We start from the raw sequence: 18757 nt of genomic DNA on the forward strand, positions 1-18757 counted from the left end.
GTTGATCTCCCACCTAACTTCTTTGCTCCAGCCGAATTTTGAGGTGGGAGTTTTACTGCCCGTTAATGCGGGATAAATAGAAAACTTCCACCTTATGAGTGAGGTGGAAGTTTTTGTATTTGTATTTGTGAGTTAATCATAGGGGACGGAATATTTCCGGTGTTAGGTGCAGTATTCGATTGGATTTGAGATGTTTTTTCTTTCGGACCGCACAAAGAATGTTCAGTTAAATAGATGGCATATTCATAAAATAATTGGCGCGTAAGTTCACTTTGTTCTTTTAACTTTTCATCTTGGAATACAGTTCGCCCCGGTTTAGAATTTGCTTCAAATAGCCACGGATTTTCCGCGGTGTCTAAACCAATGTCAAAACCAATTTCTCCAATGTTTCCGGTTACTTGTTGGTCGAGTGCATAACTGATTTGTAAGGCTGTTTGTTTTAGTTTATTTTCAATTTGAACTTGCTTTGTTGAATCAGGAAACAGTTCCTGAAGTAATTTCGTATCACCACCGCTATTTACATGAGTTGTTAAGCTACCTTTGCCGGCGATTTTTGCGACGATTGCACTGACGACCCAATTACCAAAATGATTTTTATTGGTATGAATGCGAAAATCGACGTGTTGCCCTTCGAAGCGGAGCAGTGAGATACCTTGTTGTACGATAAACTTTTTTAAATCATGTCCTTTTAACACATGGTTAAGAAGTGCTTCTAATGATTGATACTTTCTTAGTTTATTTTGTTCATTTTCACGATAACGACAATAGTAGCAATTATCAGTTTGAGAATAGAGTATTTGATGAATATTTCTTCCGAAGCTACCGTGTATTGGTTTCATATAAATGTACTTATACGTACCGAGAAGTCGTTCTACTTGTTCAAAATGTTGAAATACTTCTGTATTTGGTAAGAATGGTTTAATTGAATCATCTTTCATTAAAAGTTGATGCACTTCCCATTTATTGAAAAATCCCGGATTAAACCACGGAATCGCATAGTCGCTTTCTAAACGTTTTTTTGCTCTTACGATAGGTTTGTAATTTTCTGCTTGCCGATTTGGTAAACGGTCGTAAATGACATTTGGTAAAGGGACTTTGTTTTTTACCCATTTGCTTTCTTGAAAGAAGTACCCTTCAATTGTTTCCTCTTCCCAGTTTATATGTTGAATGCCAAAGACAAATACAAAGGGCTGCAATGTGAATGGTGGTGTTAGTAACTCGCCGAGAGAGATGGAACGATTCCCTAAAGGAGAATTAGAATCATCGTTAAAGCCAGTTGTGAAAATCCCGATTAATGGACCGAAAACAATGGTTTGATTTTGTATGAAGGCATGGATTGTTGATGAATGCGGTAGTAAAAGTTTAGCTGCAATTTGTTCTCCAATAATGATTTCTCGAGTGAATGAATAATGAATTTTAATACTCTCACATGTAATATAACGTAAGCCAAAGGAAAGGGATGTAATTGGTGGTGTAATAGAAAAAACGTAAGGTAAAGTAATACTATTTGGATTCTCATCTGAAATACTTAATGTATATATGTGCTCTTTCAACGGGGATTTCCTCCTTTCGTTATGGTGTAAATCGGCTAAACTTTAATGGACCATGAAAAATTTGTTCAGCGAGTTCGTCGTTGTACCTAGTATAAACTTCGTAAGACGGCATCGTATTGACGTACATAAGCCAAATGGCACCTTTTTGATCCATAATGGTAGAAAGCTCTAATTCAAATAATGACGAATAGGACTGATCGAGTGTTTTAAACACTTCATTTACAACATCATGTAAAGCATCTTTCAATAATTGAACACCAGTTGAAGAAAGCAAATATTTAATTTTGGAAAATGGATGTAACATGGACCGCTCTGTTACTGAAAGTAAAAATTGCGCTGGGAATGAAGACTTTTGTATGAATTGACCGAGTACTTCCCAATTCTGTTCTTTGTTTTTTTGCATAATGGTTCGAATATGAATTGGATATGATAGTTGATTTGGAGGTTGTAACATTGGATGGATCATATAATGGGATGAGTGTACGTTCGATTTGCACCATGATATAAAGTCATCTGTCCGTTTGAACTTAGTAGAAGTACAATGCTGTTCATTTATTGTATCGATATGAAATGTTTTATGTTTGTAAGTGACTCGATATAAACTTTCATTAGAGTGTATATTGATAGGACGTATAACAATATCTCTTGTTTCTAGTAGTAATTTGAAAATTCCTTGGACCGTTCCTTTTTTTATTTTTGGAATGTAAGGAGAAAGACGTTTATTAGTAAGAAAAAGATTGTGTAAATCACTTGGATTAATAAGAGTGTTATTTAAAAAAGTAGTCGAGGAACGTTTGCGTAATGAATGAATAATCGATTTTGCTTGTTGGAATGCTTTATCCTCCTTGAAATGACAGCGATCATATATATATGAAGGAATGGGAAAGGTTTGATCTATCCAATTTCCTGTATCTGTATCGTAAATAAGACCAGAAACAAGATCTGTCTTTGAATCAATGCTAAACGGTGTGAATTGGGCAACGACGTTATGATAAAGACGAGCTCGCTTAGCGATTTCGGTGTAATACATTTGCTCGTGATGAAATTTAGAAGTTAAAAGACCAAGAACCAACGAAATCACTCCTTTATTAACAGGATGTTTGCATAATAGGCGAAGCTATATATTGCAAATACATTTTTATACCATTATACTTTTGTCCGTATGATGATATGCTATAGTTTTGGAGAAGTGAAAGGTTGATTATGATGAATATATGGTTGAATATGTTAACAACGACAGGACTCGGGGCGATTATTGGAGGGTACACGAATCATTTAGCAATAAAAATGTTATTCCGTCCTCATCGTCCGATTTATATTGGGAAGTTTCAAGTTCCATTTACGCCAGGGTTAATTCCGAAGCGCCGCGATGAGCTTGCTGTTCAATTAGGGAAAATGGTTGTAGAACATTTGTTAACACCAGAAGGAATCGGAAAGAAATTAACAAATGAAGAGTTTCAAGCTAGTTTAATTCGCTGGGCACAAGTGGAAGTTGATAAAGTAATTACGAATGAACAGTCGTTACGGGATATGTTAGAAAAATGGAATTTAGAACATGTAGAAGAAGAGGCGATCGGGAAAATCGAACATGTTATTACAGAAAAAATTCATGCATTTTTAGCAGAGTACTATACATATACATGGGAACAGGCTTTACCTCATTCTGTTCATGAAAAAATAGAGAATACGATTCCGAATGTAGCATCTTTTATTTTGAAAAGAGGAATTAGCTTTTTTGAAAGTGAAGAAGGAAAGGCACGCCTTTCAAAAATGATTGACGACTTTTTCGCTTCTCGCGGGACACTACTTAATTTAGTCGGTATGTTTTTAGGGAATGTAAGTTTAGTGGATCGTGTGCAGCCGGAAGTAATTAAGTTTTTAGGACAAGATGGAACAGAGCGGCTTTTAACTGATGTACTGCAAAAAGAGTGGGAAAAGTTAAAAGGAAGAGACGTACAAGAATTAGAAACGTTTGTAGAGAAAGAAATGATTGTGAGCTCCATATTGTCAGCTGTTAAAGTAGAGGAAACGGTGAGTAAATTTTTAAACCAATCTGTGCAGAAAGTATGTGAACCAGTTCGAGAAACGGTTATTGAAAAAGTAGTTCCAAGCGCAGTAACGAAAGGCTTGAAGTGGGGAACAGAAAATGTAGAGAGCATACTAAACAATCTACATCTTGCAGAAATTGTCCAGCAAGAAGTATCTACATTTTCAACAGAGAGACTAGAAGATCTCGTATTGTCCATTACAAAAAATGAGTTGAAAATGATTACGTATTTAGGTGCATTATTAGGCGGAATGATTGGACTTATGCAAGGGTTGTTACTTCTGTTCCTTAGGTAATAAAGATGAGTACATAGAAATAAAAGTGAAATTTCTTCACATCTCTTGCATAGTTTGATATGGTAAGAAGAGGTGCCTATGTAAATGCACTTAAAAGGCAGTGCGAGCGAAAAGCGCTAGCCTTCTAAAGGAGGAAAAATAAAATGACAAAAAACATTCATGATGTTGCATATGAATTACAAAAAGCAATTGCTGAAAACGAAGATTTCCAAACATTAAAAGCAAGCTACGCAGCAGTACAAGGAGATGCAGAGTCAAAGAACTTATTCGAAGAGTTCCGCACGATGCAACTTGGCCTACAACAAAAAATGATGCAAGGTCAAGAAATCACTGAAGAAGACAACCAAAAAGCACAAGAAGTTGTAGCTCGCATTCAACAAGATGCTAAAATCACAAAGTTAATGGAAACTGAGCAACGTTTAAACATCGTTATCACTGACGTTAACAAAATTATCATGAAGCCACTTGAAGATTTATATAACGCGCAACAACAAGCTTAATGATAGAAGACGCTCCTACTATAGGGGCGTTTTTTTTATTTTCTACCATTAAGTTTATCCCGCTATTTGCGGGCAGTAAAACTCTCACCTTAAAATTCGGCTGAAGCAAAGGAGTTAGGTGGGAGATCAACTGCCCGTAAACGCCCGATTGGTGAGGGCTAATAATCAGTGGGGGATGAACAACACCCCCACTGATTATAGTTTCACTTTATTAAAGCGCTTTGGGAAAGAAAAACCTGTCTTGAACAAGTTATCAACTTGTGTGAGTTTGTTACCTGATCTAGTTCTACTGAAAGTACCGTAGACGCCGCTTGTTGAAATGGCGAAATCACAACCGATTTTTTTCGTTTAAAGATACGGAACGATGGCTGAATTATCAGGAGAAAACTTAGAGAATGATATCGTGGCCGCGGAAGGTACGGAGTAAAAAGGAATCGAAATTATGTATTCTCTATATAAAGAACCGAAGTCTTGTTCAGGCTTCGGTTTTTATCATTGGTTCGTAATCCTCTCGTGAAATTCCCCTATCCAATTTCACCGCAGGCCTCATTATGTGTAATTTGTAAAATGAAAACTCAATTTTGAAGCAAAAGAAATATAAATTTCTCTCCAAACATATACATCAAAAGGATAGGGGGGATATGATGGAAAACTCCATTACTATTAGTTTATGCATGATTGTAAAAGATGAAGAACAGACTATATCAAAATGCTTAGAGTCGGTCAAAAGTGTTGTGGATGAAATTATTATTGTAGATACAGGTTCAACAGATGCTACAAAAGAGATTGTGAAGAAGTACGATGCGAAAGTTTATGATTTTCAATGGATTGAAGATTTTTCAGCGGCACGAAATTTTGCATTTTCTAAAGCTACAAAAGAATATATTCTTTGGTTAGACGCAGATGACATAATAGATACGGATGATGGAAAGAAATTGCTACAGTTAAAACGTACGTTAGATCGTAGTACGGATGCAGTATCTATGAAATATTATTTAACTTTTGATATAGAAGGAAATCCAACGCATTCTTTAAGGAGATATCGATTAGTCAACAGAAGTAAAAATTTTCAGTGGCATGGATTTGTTCATGAATATTTAGAGGTGTATGGAAATCTTATAAATAGTGATGTAGGGGTAAGTCATAAAAAAGAAAAAGCATATACTAATCGTAATTTGAAAATATATGAAAAACATCTTGAGAGTGGAAAAGAATTTAGTCCCCGTGATGTGTACTATTATGCAAATGAATGTAAGGATCACAGATTATATGATAAGGCTGTTAATTGGTATTCAAGGTTTTTAGATGAAGAAAAGGGTTGGGTTGAAGATAATATTCAAGCTTGTTTAAAAAGAGCCGAATGTTATTTTGAGTTGGGGGACTTGAAAAAATCTATCCATTCTTGTTTACAATCATTTATGTATGACACACCTAGAGGAGAACTTTGTTGCCACCTAGGACGTGTATTTTTGCAACAAAGTGAATATGCCAAAGCAATATATTGGTACCATGCAGCAATTGACGGACCGCGATCAAAAGATTCTCCATTTGTCCGGGAAGAGTGTCATACATGGTTGCCGCATATTCAACTATGTATTTGTTATGATCGAATAAAAGAATATGAAAAGGCAATTTATCACAACGAACAAGCTGCACAGTTCATACCTAATAATCCAAGTATTGAATATAATAGAAAATATTTTGATGGTTTATTTAAAAAATAGTATTTAATAATACTAGATAATTATTTCGGTTGCTGAGAGGAGTCTGATTCATGCTCACAAGTATAATTATATTAACTCATAATCAATTACAATACACAAAAGAATGCATCCAAAGTATTAGAACTTATACAGTGGAACAAGAGTATGAGTTAATAGTTGTGGACAATGCATCAACAGATGGTACTGTAGAATGGTTACAAAAACAATCGGATATTATACTAGTGGAAAATGCAGAAAATATGGGTTTTCCAAAGGGATGCAACCAGGGAATTAAAAAGGCAAAAGGTGATAATATTCTATTATTAAATAATGATGTGGTCGTAACTAAAAATTGGTTAAGAAACTTAATTCGGTGTTTGTATGAAAACGAAGATACTGGAGCTGTAGGACCCGTCACTAATAATGCTGCTTACTATACTGCTATACAAACCTTTTATAAGGATATTCAAGGGATGCAGAATTTTGCAACTTTATATAATCAAAGTGATAAAAATAAATGGGAAGAACGTATGAAATTAATAGGATTTTGTATGCTTATAAAAAAATCAGTGTTAGATGAAGTTGGAGTATTAGATGAACGATTTACACCAGGGAATTATGAAGATGATGATTTGTCGTTAAGAATTTTTGAAAAGGGATATAAATTGTATTTATGTAAAGATACATTTATTCATCACTATGGAAGTGTATCGTGGAGAGAAGACAGTGTTAACTTTTCCATAGTTTTACATGCGAATAATATAAAATTTTATGAAAAATGGGGATTTTATGGTGAAAGTTTATACATTCATTATGATTTACTAGCAATTGTAGATCGATTTGCGCCTGATCAAGTAAATATTCTTCATATAGGAGCTGGATGTGGTGCAACTTTATTAGAAATGAAAAGGCGTTACCCGGCAGTTTCCATATTCGGAGCAGAAATTAATGAAAAAGCGGCAGCTCTTGCAAATAGGGTAGGCCCTACAACTTCTGGTGAGTATGACAAGTTACATGAGGTGTTTACAGATGAAAAATTCCAGTACATTCTACTATCACATCCTATTGAGCCGTCGCAATTACCTCATGTCATACAATCTATTTCTCAGCTTTTAACTCCAACAGGAACTTTCATTATGACGAAATTCAATTTAGATAATTATAATGCATTAAAAAATTCATAAGAAAATTAATGTTTTTTTAGGTTCCTCTTCGGAGGTGAACTGTATTTGGGGATTTTGGAGAGGAAATGGTTCCTTCTATATATACAAAACCGAAATCCGAGCCCGGATTTCGGCTTTTCGATGTGTGATGAAATACGAAATTACCTTCGTATTTTTGTTAGTTTGGTCACTTGCAAATATACAGGATGGGGCAGTTCAAAGTCAGTGAAACATTATAGGATAGCTCCTTTACTTTGAAACACACGGATGCTTTTCATAATAAAACCGCCATGGATAGTGAACGGCTTCTTTTGCATAATCAATATTAATACGAGGACCAGCTAGTATGTTATGTGTGGATGATAAATGGCCTTCTTCAGGAACTAATTCAATATGTAACGTATCACTTTGAAGTGATACGCCGCGCTCTTCTAAAGTGATTCCGAGTGCGCGGCATAGTTTTCCGGGTCCATTTGTTAAGTTTTTATACTGAGCTTTCGTAATGTCAGTTTTGTTGTAGCGCGCTAGTGTCATGTCTTCGATTCCGTCTACAGGTTCAAGAGCACGAATAAGAACTCCTTGCGGGGTGCCGATTGGTGCTGTAATTACGTTAAAGCAATGATACATACCGTAAATTAAATATACGTAAGCATGTCCTGGTGCGCCGAACATTACTTCTGTTCGGTTAGTCCGTCTTCCTCCGTAACTATGAGCGGCCTTATCATCTGGACCTTTGTATGCTTCTACTTCTACAATAATTCCGCTTCGCTTTATGTCGTCTACAATATGAACGAGTTTATGCCCGAGTAACTTCTTTGCGACCTCTAACGTATCGCCTTCATAAAAAGAAGGTGGTGCCTGCATTGTACTATCTCCTTTGCTAGTCGTATATGTATATAGTAAACCAAATTTTGAGTAGTAATTCTAACTCGTTCTATTTACTACATTTATTTCATAAATTATGGATAGAGTACAACAGCGAAGAGGGGGAGTGCGACATGATTTATCGCTTACTAGCTCTTAATATAGATGGGACACTACTATACAACAACGGAAAAATCGCAAAAGGGTTACGGGAGACAATTGACTTTGTGAAAAGAAAAGATGTATACGTTACATTATTTACGAATCGTAATTTTCAATCTGCTCATAAAATAGCGAAGGCGTTAAAATTAGATTCTATATTAGTTACACACGGTGGAGCTTTCATTTCAGCAACGTTAGATAAGCCGTTCGCTCAAAGGAGATTATCTGAAGAGAAAACCTTTAATATTGTGCAAGTGTTAGAGCATTTTGATTGTAATGTTCGCATTTCTCATGAAAGATATTCAATTGGGAATCGTGAGAGAAATACACCAAACTTAATTGCGCGTACTGTATTATCAAGCGCAGATCCGTTATTTTATCCGGTTCAATTTGTAGATTCGCTAGGGGATGCCCTGCGTGATCACCCAGTAGCTGCACCAAAAATTGATATTGTTTTCCATACGAAAGGTGAAAAAGAAAGAGGGATGAATACGTTAAGAAAGGCATTTCAAGATGTAGAGTACGTCGATTGTGATGAGAGACGTATAGAAATTCTCCCTCAAAATGTATCAAAACTACGTGGTTTACAATTACTTGGGGAGCATTTAAATATTAACCTTAGTGAAATGGTTGCGATTGGAGATAGCATAGAAGACTTAGAGGTAATTGAAAATGTTGGGCTCGGGGTAGCAATGGGGAACGCTCCTGTAGAATTAAAGCAAGCCGCAGACTGGATTACACGTTCTAATACTGAGAACGGCGTAGAGTATATGATTAAAGAGCATTTTCGTAAGCAATTCCCGCTTCCTTTTTTAAAGAATCATAAACATACACCAAAACGATGAAAGAAAAAGGCTTTAAAATGAGAACTGTATCTGAGATCTATACAATTCCTTTGAATACTTTAGGCAACTATTGATGTTGTCAAAACTTTATGACGTGAATGCGTCAAGTTATATAATCTTAGTGGCTGCAACTGGAGAACTAAGCAAAGGTTTAGAAAAACCACCAACAATAGAAAGCTTCCAGTTACAAGGTGTAGTACACATTCTCTGCCACTTATAGGTGTGATTTTTCTGTTACTAGGAATATGTTTAAGATTTATGACTAAAAATAGTTAATAGATGTATAAAAGGCAAAAGAGATAATATTATCTCTTTTGCCTTTTAAGTTAATACAGAAGGATTAAAGTAAAAACATTTAGTTATAAATGTTTTTAAGCTTCAATCACGTTAAGCATTCTGTTTATAAATGCAGCTGCGTGAGCGCGTTGTGATGGTCCTTTTGGTACGAATTGATTAAATTCATTACCTTTTACAATTCCATATCCATACACTCTTTGTACTTCTTCTTTAGCGTAAATTAAGTTTTGGTCTACGAATGGTAGTTCAACTGGTTTTGCGAAAATACCAGCGTGTTTTAGAGAACGATCGATCATAATAACAGCTTCTTCGCGTGTAATTGTAGTATTTGGATCAAAGGTATTATCACCACGTCCGCGGATTATGCCTGCGCTTGCTGCACGATTAATACCGTCTCTTAAAGATGGATGTACTTGTTCTAAGTCTGTGAAATTAGCATTTCCATTTGGTAATTGTAAAGCACGAGTAATTAATGTAGCAAATTCAGCACGCGTTACAAGACGTTCTGGGAAGTACTTGCCGTTCCCTTCTCCTTGCATAATGCCTCTAGCTGCTAATTGACGAATGTCTTGTTCATACCATCCACCTGTAATGTCATCAGTTACTGGATCTTTTCGGTTTTCCTTATAGTATGTTTCAGTTCCTTTTAAGAAAGCATCCCATTGTCCGCGTTGAATCATATATGCAGGGCAGTTTTTTCCTGACCAAAATTGGTGTTTTTGGACATTATCTAGAGAAATATTTAATTCGTTCATTAAATAAGCTGCCAATTTACGGGCATTCTCTACCGCTTTTTCATAGTTTCCATCTTGATTAACGGCAATTTCAATTCCGATAGATTCATAGTTTCCAGTTTTATTTCCAGCATGCCATCCAACTTCATTTACTGGAAGATGTTGATAAATTTCTTTATCATCTACTGTGAAATGCCAAGATGCGGCGCGATCAGCTGTTCCGCGTGCTTGTCTATCTAAGAATTTTGCATGACTTAGAGCATTGGCACCTTTTTCTGGATTAGCCGTTTCGTGAATCGTAATATATTTAGGTACCATCGCGTAGCCAGGGCGAATATCGTCATTTCCTTTTGGGACAATCATTTCTTTAAATGTAACGCCATAAATATTGTTTGTTTGTAGAGTAGCTGGAGCTCTCAATAAATTGCTTTTAGCAGAACGGCCGTTTTTTAATAATGAAGCTTTTGTGCCTTCAAACGTAGCAGAAGGTGCATAAATCCATTTTGATGTTTCATTTATTTGGACTTTAAACCAATTTCCTGCTTGTTCAGTAGGAATAATTACTTGTGGCTGCAGTTTATCCTCTTCTTTAAACGATTGGAATGGTAATGAATGTATGGAAGCTTCTTCTTTCACAATTAATTTTTGATTAGATAATTTATGAATCTCTTGAACTTCTAAGCTATTATCATTGTTATTTATCCACCCAGCGCCAGCTGGAGTTGTTATGTAGTATGCATTCCCTTTTTTCTTTGTCGCCATTACTACTTGTTCTGTAACCTCTACATTCGATTTGTTTTTTAAATCACTTGAGTCATATAATGAATGTTTTTTTGATGTGTATAGTAGGAATTCGCCAGTGACCTCGATATCCTCTTCATGTGTGCTATGCTCTTTAACATGTTCTTCAATACTTTTGAAAACTTGCTCATCCGTATATACTTCCGCGGATTTTTCAGCACTCTCTGCAAATGAATAAGTAGGTGCCATAACAGTTTGTAATGCAAGAGAGAGGGTTAAAACGCTATAAAGTTTCTTTTTCATATTTGTTTTTAACACATTAGATTGTTGAATCTTGTGTTAATATTCCTCCTTTATATATTTTATTTTTTGCTAAGCCTTAATTTAGCACTACTAAATTTTAACAAGAGTCAATCAGTGTGTCTATATATCTAAATAACATTCGAGAAAAAATATATGTAAGAGAAACAGGTAAAACCTTCTGTATTGACCTGTAAACGCCCTTCAAGTAAACTAAAGAGAGTTTGCAAATGAAAAGGTGATAATGTTGTTAATTTCAATTAAAACGTTACAAGATGATCGTTTTTTACGTCCGCTACAAAATATTGGCGGTTTATTTTTTGAAGAGAGCAAGATAGGGTTTGAGCAAGAAGAAGCAAATCTTATCGTTGATATACAGATAGAAGGTAATGTGACAGCATCGGCTCGTTTAACAGATGTTGCAACCGGAAATGTGTATGAAGAAACATTCGCAAAAGATTTATCTGCTTTCACAGAAGAAAAAGAACGTATGAAGCAAGTGAAACATGTTGTTTCTTACGTATATCTTTCTGTACTTCAACAGCTAACTGGACTTGAACAGAGCTGGGGAATATTAACTGGGGTACGCCCAACGAAACTTCTTCACAAACTGCTTCAAAATGGTATGTCAAAAGAAGAAGCGCATAAAGAACTTCGTGAAAGTTATTTAATTCATGAAGAAAAAATTGAGCTTCTTCAGCGTATCGTTGATTGCCAATTAGCGGTTGTTCCGGATTTATACCGTTTGAAAGAAGAAGTAAGTATTTACATCGGTATTCCGTTTTGCCCTACAAAATGTGCGTACTGTACGTTCCCGGCTTATGCAATTAACGGACGCCAAGGATCAGTTGATTCGTTCTTAGGCGGGTTACATTATGAAGTTCGTGAAATTGGTAAGTTTTTAAAAGAAAAAGGTGTTACAGTTACGACGATTTATTACGGCGGTGGTACGCCGACGAGTATTACAGCAGAAGAGATGGATATGCTGTATGAAGAAATGTACCAAGCGTTCCCTGATGTGAAAGATGTACGTGAAGTAACAGTTGAGGCAGGTCGCCCAGATACGATCACACCAGCAAAGCTAGAAGTGTTAAATAAATGGAACATTGACCGTATTAGTATTAATCCGCAGTCATACCATCAAGAGACACTAAAGGCAATTGGACGTCATCACACTGTAGAAGAAACGATTGAGAAGTATCATTTAGCACGTGAAATGGGAATGAACAATATTAATATGGATTTAATTATTGGTCTTCCTGGTGAAGGATTAGACATCTTTAAGCATACGTTAGATGAAACAGAAAAGTTAATGCCAGAATCGTTAACAGTTCATACGTTATCATTTAAACGTGCTTCTGAAATGACGCAAAACAAACGTAAATATAAAGTAGCAGGTCGCGAAGAAATTACTGCGATGATGCATGAGGCGGAAGAGTGGACGAAGAACCATAACTACGTGCCATACTATTTATATCGTCAAAAAAATATTTTAGGTAACTTAGAAAACGTTGGGTATGCAATACCGACGCAAGAAAGTATCTACAATATTGTTATTATGGAAGAAGTACAATCGATTATCGGACTTGGTTGCGGGGCATCAAGTAAATTTGTTCACCCACAAACAGGAGCAATTACACACTTTGCGAATCCGAAAGATCCAAAATCATATAACGATGGCTTCGTGAAATATACAGAAGATAAACTGAAAATTTTAGAAGAGCTATTCGTTTAAGGAGAAGGGGGTTGTTCCAATGTGGAACAACCTCTTTTTATATTGTCAGTTTTTGTCGGTAAGTCGATATATTCGAAAAATCGCTGATATAAATTGAGTTGCGTGCGATATATTTTAAAAATCGCCGATATATTTCAAGTTGCGTTCGATATATTCAAAAAATCGCCGATATAATTTCATTTACCATCAAACGGTCCATTTGTAAAACTATGTCGATAATAATCAGAAAAATTAGTCAAATTATTAGAGGACAATGTCTACTTATAGACGAAATGATAGATTTATGAAAGAGAAAAGGGGGAAATTGTTGGCATGTACATGACGATAGGGAGAATTTTTGATTTGGCAGTTGGCAAATATCCGAATAAAGAGGCGTTAGTAGAACCAGAAAAAAAAATTCGCTGGACATATAAACAGTGGGATGAGCAAATAAATAAAACGGCGCAAGCTCTATTGAAAGAAGGAGTAAGAAAGGGAGATTGTGTATCTGTTTACTTATATAACTGTCGTGAATTTGTAAACGTTTACTTAGCCTGTGCCAAAATTGGGGCGATATTTAACCCGATTAATTTCCGCTTAAAAGCAAAAGAATTATCGTATATCCTCCAAGATGCAGCCTCGAAAGTAGTTGTCTTTGAAAAAGCAGTTGAATCAACTGTTGCGATGATTGAACGAGATTTTCCAAATTCGTCTTTTTGGTATGTAGAAGACGATGCACCTTCTTATGCTAGTTCCTACCATGAAAAAGTAAATGAAGCATCAGCTGAAAAAGTAGATATTGTAGTCGATGAAATGGATTATTGCTCTATGCTTTATACGAGTGGTACGACGGGTCATCCGAAAGGCGTATTACATCGCCATCGTGATATGGCTGAGCATAGTATGATTTGTACGTATTTCATAAAATATAACAGGGATAGCGCCGGGCTTGTGGTTGCGCCTTTATATCATTGCGGCGAGTTAAATGCTGGAATCATACCGCGCATTCAAGTTGGCGGAAAGAATGTTATTTTACATCATTTTGATACGGATAGAGTATTACATACCATTCAAGAAGAGAAGATTACGACGTTTTTTGCAGCACCAACGATGTGGAATATGTTACTGCAAAAAGATCTAGCCGAGTATGATTTAACTTCGATGAAGATCGGTGTATATGGCGGGGCTGCGATGGCTCCAGCGCTAGTGAAGGAGTGTAAAGAGCGTCTTTATATTGATCTTGTCCAAATTTACGGAATGACAGAAATGGGACCGGTTGTTGCGTTTCTCGTAGAAGAGGATCAAATTACGAAAGCTGGTTCGGCAGGAACACCGTGCTTTAGCCATGAAATTCGAATTGTCAAACCGAACGAAGATGCACCAGCAGAGCCAGATGATATGTTGCCCCCTTATGAAGTAGGGGAAATTATTTTGCGCGGACCGACTATGATGGCTGGTTATCATAATCGAGAAGAAGCAAATAAAAAATCGATGTATAAAGGATGGTATCATTCTGGTGATTTAGGCTACTTCGATAAAGACGGTTATTTATTCGTTGCAGATCGCGTTGATGATATGGTAATTAGCGGTGGTGTAAATATTTACCCTCGTGAAGTGGAAGATTTCCTTCATAGTCACCCAGGTGTATTAGATGTTGCAGTACTTGGTGAGCCAGATGAACTATGGGGAGAGCGTGTCGTTGCGGTTGTTGTAAAGAAAGATGAAAATATTTCAGAAGCTGATTTAGAAATGTATTGCAAAGAAAGTGATGAATTAGCAGATTATAAACGTCCGCGTCATTACTTATTTGTAGATGAACTTCCGCGTAATGCGAGTGGGAAATTACAAAAGTTTGTGCTGAGAGAGTCGTTGAAAGGCGCGAAGAAATAAGGAGTAGAGCAGTTGTCTATACGAATAAGGCTATCTTTCTTAATAAGGAAAGGTAGCCTTATTATTGTGAAATTATTAAAAATGAGGAGATAGCAGGTTGAAAAATTTGTATGTACCTTCTATTTATAATTACTTCCTATTATTATTATTATAGTAGAATATATTTTTTCTTAATGATTTGATTTTAAAATCATATTACCTGTTTTAAATAGGTAGGGTTTTGAAGTGGATGAGAAATATTAAAATAGTAAATGATGATGTGTAATTTCGGAATATGTTCGTGCTTCAGTACTAGTGGAATAAAGTTATTAGGGGAGAATGGTAATGGATAACATTCGAAAGAGAAAAATAGTCAGTCATCAGACGACCATATGAATGAAGTGGTCATTCAGTACATTTTGGTTACTACTAATATAGTAACAAATTAATATGTAAATGAACAGTCTTGTAATGTATTTTCATAAGTACTAATATTTATTGTTGGCTGCCAAAACAAGCGAACAATATGGTTAATGAATCGTGTTGTTTACTGCTTTGTTTTGTATGATTAAAGATAGTTTGATGCTGCAAATATTCTTTAGTTGTAACCTTTTTTCAAAGTGGTTTAGGGTAAAAGGGTTTCACCGCAGGAAAATTTGATGATTAAAAACGGAGGCGTTATGAGTACATATTTAAAAAGAATATCTGTAATTTGTTTTATTTTTACTGTTATTATTGGACAAGTTTTTATGCCTATTATAAGTCATGCTCAAGAATTAAACACAACAGGATTAGTTGATAGTTTTACATTCGACAAAACGGAATTAAATTATGGAGAACGATCGGGAATAAGAGTAGATTTTAGTGATAAATCTGGAAATCAAATGAAGGCCGGAGACACGCTAACATTAACACTACCTGCAGAACTAACAGGGTATAGTAAACGAATTGACTTGAAGAATGATGCGGGTGTTAGTTTTGGTACTTGCGAAGTAACAAAAACTAATGTGGTATGTACATTTAATGATACGGTTGAGAAACTTCAAAACATTAGAGGCTATTTGTATTTGGAATTCAAAGCAACTAGTAATGTAGGAGTGAATCAAACGATACCAGTTGATACAAATTTAGGTACAGGTTTAGCAACTCAAAGGGTAACAATTAAAGGGCCCACAGAATCGACGGGCTCATCATCATTTATCTATAAAACAGGTGAAATTTACCCAGACGCTCCCAATGAGGTGAAATGGGAGTTGAATGTAAACGCTAGTAGTAACAAGGAACAGTTAGATGCTGATATTGTTTTGACTGATACTTTACAATCAGGTCAAACGCTGAAGCAGGAAGGGTTTATTATAATAGTCGGAAATACGGGGGTAACTCCGCAACAATTTATCGATCAAGGTTATGGTACGATTACGTTGAACGGTAACTCTTTTTCCCTTAGAGGTTATAAGGATCAGGTAAGTGGTAAGGGTATCAGCATTCGATATAGCTCGATTATAACTGATAGCGGAATGAATCAAGATGAGTTTTATAATGATTATACAATTGATTACCAGATTTTAAATCAGCCACCAGTAACTGTTTCAAAGAATGCATGGGTTAAAAATATAAACGCAGGTGGTGGTGCGCAAGGTGATTTACCTTCTAAAGGAACGTTAAGAATTGTTAAGCATATTGAAGGAAACGAAGGGAAAGTTATCCCAGGTGTTTCTTTTAAATTGTACACAGAGTCAGGTCAGCAAATTGGTGATTCCTATACAACAAATCAAGACGGAGTAGTTGAGGCACCAAACCTTGCTCCAGGTAATTACTATGTACAAGAAATTTCAGCACCGAACTATGTAGAGTTCGATCCGCAAACGAAAATTCCTTTTACAATTAAGAAGGATGATGTAAATGGAATAAAACTTATGGTTCCAAATAAGTTGAAAACTACATCTGTTGCAGGAACGAAAACGTGGGAAGGCGATAATATAAATAATCGCCCGGAAACAATTAAAGTAGATTTACTGCAAGATGGTAAAGTCATTGCAACGAAAGAAGTTACTGCAGCAAATGGTTGGAAGTATGAGTTTGAAAATTTACCAGCTGTTGATACGGCAGGAAAAGCTTATAAGTATGAAGTGAAAGAGCAACCAGTATCGGGATATCAATCGCACGTTAAAGGATATGATATTATAAATATAAAGATACAGGAAGCGCCAGAAGTAGAAGATCCAGGTAAAGAAGAAACAATAGAAGAACTGGAAGATTCTAATAAACCGGAAGAACCAAAGGTAACAGAAGAGCCGAATGAGCTAGAGAAGCCAGAAGTTACAGATAAGCCGGAGATTCATGTAAAACCAGAAGAAGAACAAGTAGAAGAAGAAACAACAGAAGAGTTAAAAGAAGAAAAACCGGAAGAACCAAAGGTAACAGAAGAGCCGAACGAGTTAGAGAAGCCAGAAGTTACAGATAAGCCGGAAATCTGGGTGAAACCAGAAGAAGAGCAAGTAGAAGAAGAAACAACAGAAGAAATAAAAGAAGAAAAACCGGAAGAACCAAAGGTAACAGAAGAGCCGAATGAGCTAGAGAAGCCAGAAGTTACAGATAAACCGGAGATTCATGTAACACCAGAAGAAGAACAAGTAGAAGAAGAAACAACAGAAGAAATAAAAGAAGAAAAACCGGAAGAACCAAAGGTAACAGAAGAGCCGAATGAGCTAGAGAAGCCAGAAGTTACAGATAAACCGGAGATTCATGTAAAACCAGAAGAAGAACAAGTAGAAGAAGAAACAACAGAAGAAATAAAAGAAGAAAAACCGGAAGAACCAAAGGTAACAGAAGAGCCGAACGAGTTAGAGAAGCCAGAAGTTACAGATAAGCCGGAAATTCATGTAAAACCAGAAGAAGAACAAGTAGAAGAAGAAACAACAGAAGAAATAAAAGAAGAAAAACCGGAAGAACCAAAGGTAACAGAAGAGCCGAATGTGTTAGAGAAACCAGAGGTAACAGAGAAACCGGAGATTCATGTAAAACCAGAAGAAGAACAAGTAGAAGAAGAAACAACAGAAGAAATAAAAGAAGAAAAACCGGAAGAACCAAAGGTAACAGAAGAGCCGAATGTGTTAGAGAAACCAGAGGTAACAGAGAAACCGGAAATCTTGGTAACACCAGGAGAAGAGTCAAATAAAGAAGAAACAACAGAAGAATTGGAAGAACCATTAAAACCGGAAGAACCAAAGGTGACAGAAGAACCGAATGTTCTAGAGAAACCAGAGGTAAAAGAGAAGCCGGAGATTTTGGTAAAACCGAAAGAAGAAGAAAATAAAGAAGAAACAACAGAAGAAATCGAAGAGTCATTAAAACCGGAAGAGCCAAAGGTAACAGAAGAACCGAATGTTTTAGAGAAACCAGAGGTAAAAGAGAAGCCGGAGATTTTGGTAAAACCGATCGAAGAAGAAAATAAAGAAGAAACAACAAAAGAGTTAACAGAAGAAAAGCCGGAAGAGCCGAAGGTAACAGAAGAACCGAATGTGTTAGAAAAACCAGAGGTAAAAGAGAAACCGGAAGTATCAAACAAACAAGAGGTACAAGATAAAGTAGAAGTACAGAACAAACAAGAAGTACAAAGCAAACAAGATGTACAAAATAAATCTGAAGTACCATCTAGTAAAGAAAATAATAAGCAATCAAAATTACTTCCTCAAACAGGGGGAACATCAACTGAATCTACTTCTCTTATTGCAGGTATGTTCGCATTAATTTTTGGAGCGATGTTGTTTAGACGTAAAAAAAATTAATGGTGAGAGTTAGTTCGGAAACAAAATGTATGTGAAAAAGCGGAGACTATGGGTCTCCGCTTTTTTTTATCCCGCTATTTGCGGGCAGTAAAACTCCCACCTCGAAATTCGGTGAATGCGAGGAAGTTAGGTGGGAGATAACTTCCCGTAAAAGCCCGATTGGTGAGGGCTGATTAAAGTT

General features: G+C 36.1%; 12 protein-coding genes. 8 read left to right on the top strand and 4 right to left on the bottom strand.

Annotated features, from left to right (window positions below):
• Positions 1–92: 92 nt before the first annotated feature.
• On the bottom strand, positions 93–1553 hold the full coding sequence (locus EXW56_RS04390; protein ID WP_098988801.1) for a YheC/YheD family endospore coat-associated protein: 1461 nt from the start codon (positions 1551–1553) through the stop codon (positions 93–95).
• A gap of 19 nt (positions 1554–1572) precedes the next feature.
• Positions 1573–2625, bottom strand: a complete 1053-nt coding sequence (locus EXW56_RS04395) for a YheC/YheD family protein (RefSeq protein ID WP_141558732.1) — start codon at positions 2623–2625, stop codon at positions 1573–1575.
• 125 nt (positions 2626–2750) lie between these two features.
• On the opposite strand from EXW56_RS04395, the gene EXW56_RS04400 reads away from it, so the two are divergent.
• The 4 genes from EXW56_RS04400 to EXW56_RS04415 all read left to right on the top strand — a co-directional run bounded on the left by EXW56_RS04400 (position 2751) and on the right by EXW56_RS04415 (position 7283).
• Positions 2751–3896 (top strand): DUF445 domain-containing protein, encoded by a 1146-nt coding sequence (locus EXW56_RS04400; protein ID WP_215597209.1) that lies wholly within the window; start codon positions 2751–2753, stop codon positions 3894–3896.
• 143 nt (positions 3897–4039) lie between these two features.
• Positions 4040–4396: a YlbF/YmcA family competence regulator gene (locus tag EXW56_RS04405; RefSeq protein WP_002114853.1), complete on the top strand. Its 357-nt coding sequence runs from the start codon at positions 4040–4042 to the stop codon at positions 4394–4396.
• A 644-nt stretch (positions 4397–5040) separates the two neighbouring features.
• On the top strand, positions 5041–6120 hold the full coding sequence (locus EXW56_RS04410) for a tetratricopeptide repeat-containing glycosyltransferase family 2 protein (protein ID WP_002114849.1): 1080 nt from the start codon (positions 5041–5043) through the stop codon (positions 6118–6120).
• Positions 6121–6170: 50 nt separating this feature from the next.
• Positions 6171–7283 carry a glycosyltransferase gene (locus tag EXW56_RS04415; protein ID WP_215597210.1) on the top strand — a complete coding sequence of 371 codons (1113 nt, stop codon included), beginning with the start codon at positions 6171–6173 and terminating at the stop codon, positions 7281–7283.
• A gap of 228 nt (positions 7284–7511) precedes the next feature.
• Here EXW56_RS04415 and EXW56_RS04420 read toward each other — a convergent pair whose 3' ends face one another.
• Positions 7512–8126 (bottom strand): DNA-3-methyladenine glycosylase, encoded by a 615-nt coding sequence (locus tag EXW56_RS04420; protein ID WP_098988797.1) that lies wholly within the window; start codon positions 8124–8126, stop codon positions 7512–7514.
• A 134-nt stretch (positions 8127–8260) separates the two neighbouring features.
• On the opposite strand from EXW56_RS04420, the gene EXW56_RS04425 reads away from it, so the two are divergent.
• Positions 8261–9133, top strand: coding sequence for a Cof-type HAD-IIB family hydrolase (locus tag EXW56_RS04425; RefSeq protein WP_098988796.1), 873 nt, complete (start codon positions 8261–8263; stop codon positions 9131–9133).
• Positions 9134–9504: 371 nt separating this feature from the next.
• Here EXW56_RS04425 and EXW56_RS04430 read toward each other — a convergent pair whose 3' ends face one another.
• Complete coding sequence (locus EXW56_RS04430; RefSeq protein ID WP_215597211.1) at positions 9505–11208, bottom strand: S-layer homology domain-containing protein; 1704 nt, start codon at positions 11206–11208, stop codon at positions 9505–9507.
• Positions 11209–11449: 241 nt separating this feature from the next.
• On the opposite strand from EXW56_RS04430, the gene EXW56_RS04435 reads away from it, so the two are divergent.
• The 3 genes from EXW56_RS04435 (at position 11450) to EXW56_RS04445 (ending at position 18576) form a co-directional block, all read left to right on the top strand.
• A complete protein-coding gene (locus EXW56_RS04435) occupies positions 11450–12940 on the top strand; it encodes a coproporphyrinogen III oxidase (protein ID WP_002201625.1) in 1491 nt (496 codons plus the stop codon).
• A 312-nt stretch (positions 12941–13252) separates the two neighbouring features.
• Complete coding sequence (locus tag EXW56_RS04440) at positions 13253–14809, top strand: fatty acid--CoA ligase (RefSeq protein WP_215597212.1); 1557 nt, start codon at positions 13253–13255, stop codon at positions 14807–14809.
• 659 nt (positions 14810–15468) lie between these two features.
• The gene (locus EXW56_RS04445) at positions 15469–18576 is read left to right on the top strand and encodes a Cna B-type domain-containing protein (protein ID WP_215597213.1); all 3108 of its coding nucleotides are present in this window, start codon (positions 15469–15471) and stop codon (positions 18574–18576) included.
• The last annotated feature ends 181 nt before the right edge of the window (positions 18577–18757 follow it).

Origin of the sequence: Bacillus mycoides, assembly GCF_018742245.1 — a bacterium.
GTDB lineage: Bacteria > Bacillota > Bacilli > Bacillales > Bacillaceae_G > Bacillus_A > Bacillus_A cereus_U.

What these genes read in the sequence shown, in the direction of transcription:
- EXW56_RS04425 (WP_098988796.1), top strand. Translation starts at nt 8,261, where the DNA reads ATGATTTATCGCTTACTAGCTCTTAATATAGATGGGACACTACTATAC.
- EXW56_RS04440 (WP_215597212.1), top strand. Translation starts at nt 13,253, where the DNA reads ATGTACATGACGATAGGGAGAATTTTTGATTTGGCAGTTGGCAAATAT.
- EXW56_RS04405 (WP_002114853.1), top strand. Translation starts at nt 4,040, where the DNA reads ATGACAAAAAACATTCATGATGTTGCATATGAATTACAAAAAGCAATT.
- EXW56_RS04435 (WP_002201625.1), top strand. Translation starts at nt 11,450, where the DNA reads ATGTTGTTAATTTCAATTAAAACGTTACAAGATGATCGTTTTTTACGT.
- EXW56_RS04430 (WP_215597211.1), bottom strand. Translation starts at nt 11,208, where the DNA reads ATGAAAAAGAAACTTTATAGCGTTTTAACCCTCTCTCTTGCATTACAA.
- EXW56_RS04420 (WP_098988797.1), bottom strand. Translation starts at nt 8,126, where the DNA reads ATGCAGGCACCACCTTCTTTTTATGAAGGCGATACGTTAGAGGTCGCA.
- EXW56_RS04410 (WP_002114849.1), top strand. Translation starts at nt 5,041, where the DNA reads ATGGAAAACTCCATTACTATTAGTTTATGCATGATTGTAAAAGATGAA.
- EXW56_RS04445 (WP_215597213.1), top strand. Translation starts at nt 15,469, where the DNA reads ATGAGTACATATTTAAAAAGAATATCTGTAATTTGTTTTATTTTTACT.
- EXW56_RS04415 (WP_215597210.1), top strand. Translation starts at nt 6,171, where the DNA reads ATGCTCACAAGTATAATTATATTAACTCATAATCAATTACAATACACA.